Here is a 2,254-nt window from a genome sequence, read left to right on the forward strand (position 1 = left end):
GCTGATCATCGACGGCACGATCGTGCAAGCCACTGCCGGTGCTCTGGTGCTGGCGAAGTCGCCGGAACGCAAGTTCTTCAACTGGGTTCTGGCGGTGGGCGCGGTGGTGTCGGTGGCGGGCAACAGCATTCACGCTGTCGCCAACGGTCACCCGCTTCCGCCGTGGTTGTGCGCGATCGTCGCGGCTATCGCCCCGATATCGCTGCTGGTGGACACGCACGGTCTCGCGGTGCTGTTCCGCGCGGCCCGCAATCCCGAACCTGTCACGGAGCCCGAAGCGGCTCCCTCGTCGGAGCCTGTCTCCGAACCTGTTGCGGCACCGGAAGTTCCGGAGCCGACCGAAACCCCCGCGCCCGAGCCGATTCCGGCTTCGGCTCCTGTCCGACCGGTGCGTCCGGTGGCGCGGTCTGTTCGTTCTGCGCGGCCGGTGCAAGACATGCTGCCGATCGCGGTCCCGGTGGGGAGCTGATCTGTCATGGATACCCGTATCAATGGTGCTGCCACGGTGGGCATTACCGCTCTCCCCCCGGCCACCGGTAACGGTTGCCGCCTGTTCTGCGAACTCGAAACCCCGAAGGAGGAAACCCGATGACCGCCGTGGACATGGTCCCCTACGCGGCCGCTGCGGGTGGTGCGTTGGCGTTCATGGCGTGGATGATGCCGTGGGGCCGCCAACCTACCCCGCGCCCGCGGGGCCTGGAAGACATCATCGATGAAGCCCCGGTGCAGCTGCGCCCGGCCGTGTTGTCGTTCGCCTCGAACGTTCACGCACAGCAGATGTTCGCCGACCTGAAACTCGGGTCGGCCGAACTCGGCTTCCCGAAGGTCGAATCGTGGGAGTACACCCGCCAGGGCATCACCGTGGACGTGCTGATGCGCGGCGGACATACCCTGTCGATCTGGTCGGACCGGGAAACCCGCGCGGCGATCGCGCACTACATCGGTGTTCCCGATGTCGCGGTGTCCTCGCCGGCACCGGGCGTGGTCCGGCTGGATGTGCGCTTGTATGACACCCTCGCCGAATCCGCCCCGGTCCGGGTGGTGACCGGTGACGGTGTGGACCTCACCGCAGTCCCGACCGGGGTGTTCGAAGACGGCACGACCTGGGGGGTACCGGTGCAGGGCCGCCACGTGCTGTTGGGCGGTGAAACCGGCTCGGGCAAGTCCGGTGTTCTGTGGTCGCTGGTCAACGGCATGGGTCCGGCCATTGCTGCGGGCCGTGTCGAGTTGCGGGTGATCGACCCGAAAGGCGGCATGGAACTGGGTTGGCTGGAACCGCTGTGCACCCGGTTCGAGTGCACGATGCCCGAAACCATGATCGGGCTGTTGGAAGAGTCGGTGTCGGACATGCAGCAACGTGCGCAACGCTGGCGCGGCAAAGTTCGCAAGCCCGAACCGACCCGGGAGAACCCGCTGGTCGTGATCATCATCGATGAGGCCGCGACGCTGTCCGCGTTCACCGATTCGAAGTTGCGGGCTCGGTTCGAGCAGGCTCACGGGCTGTTGCTGTCGCAGGGACGTGCGCCGCTGTTCTCGGTGATCGAGACCGTGATCGATCCGTCGAAAGAGACTGTGCCGCAACGACAGTTGTTGCCGTACCGGATCGGGTTGCGGATGGCTGAGCCGACACAGGTGGAGATGATCCACGGCCGCGGAGCCCGTGACCGTGGCTCGTACTGCGACGAAATCGATTACGCCACACCGGGTGTGTGCTACGTGCAGGAAGACGGCATCGCGGGATTCCGGCGGGCACGCGCCTACCAGGTCACCGATGACGATATCGACTGGATCGTCAGCCGGTACAAGCCTCAGCAGGCCGCGATCGACTATGCACCGCAGGCTGACTACAGCGGTTTCGATCCCGATGACCTCGGCGACGAAACCCCGGGCGACGGTCTCGCCGCCGCCTGACACCGATTCCCCGGGGGGAATTTCCGACCTCTGCCCGAATTCCGGGCTTCGTTCAGCGCGCCTTCATCCGGTCGGCGCGCACCACCTCTGAACAGGAGAAACCATCATGAAGCGCAACCGCCGCCCCGCCCTCGTCGCCGATGCCGGCTACGAGGAGGACGTGATCGACCTGCAAGCCCACCGCCGCTGCCGCCTGGAGCGCCGCGGGCTGGACCCGGTCTCGATCGCGGTGCACCTGCTCGCCGAAACCGGGTCGGCTCCCTCGGGCTGGGACTTCGACCCCGATGGCGGAGAGGACTGGGCCGCATGAGCGCGAAACCCTCTGCCTCGCAGGTGAATCCGA

The 2,254-nt window shown here is 66.5% G+C and carries 3 protein-coding genes; all 3 read left to right on the forward strand.

The annotated features are described in order from the left end of the window. The coding region (locus IG65_RS38800) for an excisionase (RefSeq protein ID WP_197040026.1) at positions 1–469 on the forward strand (469 nt) is incomplete at its 5' end. A gap of 119 nt (positions 470–588) precedes the next feature. Next, on the forward strand, positions 589–1,911 hold the full coding sequence (locus IG65_RS35500; protein ID WP_051757327.1) for an FtsK/SpoIIIE domain-containing protein: 1,323 nt from the start codon (positions 589–591) through the stop codon (positions 1,909–1,911). Between the two features lie 106 nt (positions 1,912–2,017). After that, positions 2,018–2,221: a hypothetical protein gene (locus tag IG65_RS0133855; protein WP_030518994.1), complete on the forward strand. Its 204-nt coding sequence runs from the start codon at positions 2,018–2,020 to the stop codon at positions 2,219–2,221. Positions 2,222–2,254: the final 33 nt, after the last annotated feature.

This window comes from Nocardia sp. NRRL WC-3656, assembly GCF_000720265.1.
Classification (GTDB): Bacteria; Actinomycetota; Actinomycetes; order Mycobacteriales; family Mycobacteriaceae; genus Nocardia; species Nocardia nova.

Bases quoted from the DNA above. Each gene is read 5' to 3' on its own strand.
- IG65_RS35500 (WP_051757327.1), top strand. From the start codon at position 589: ATGACCGCCGTGGACATGGTCCCCTACGCGGCCGCTGCGGGTGGTGCG.
- IG65_RS0133855 (WP_030518994.1), top strand. From the start codon at position 2,018: ATGAAGCGCAACCGCCGCCCCGCCCTCGTCGCCGATGCCGGCTACGAG.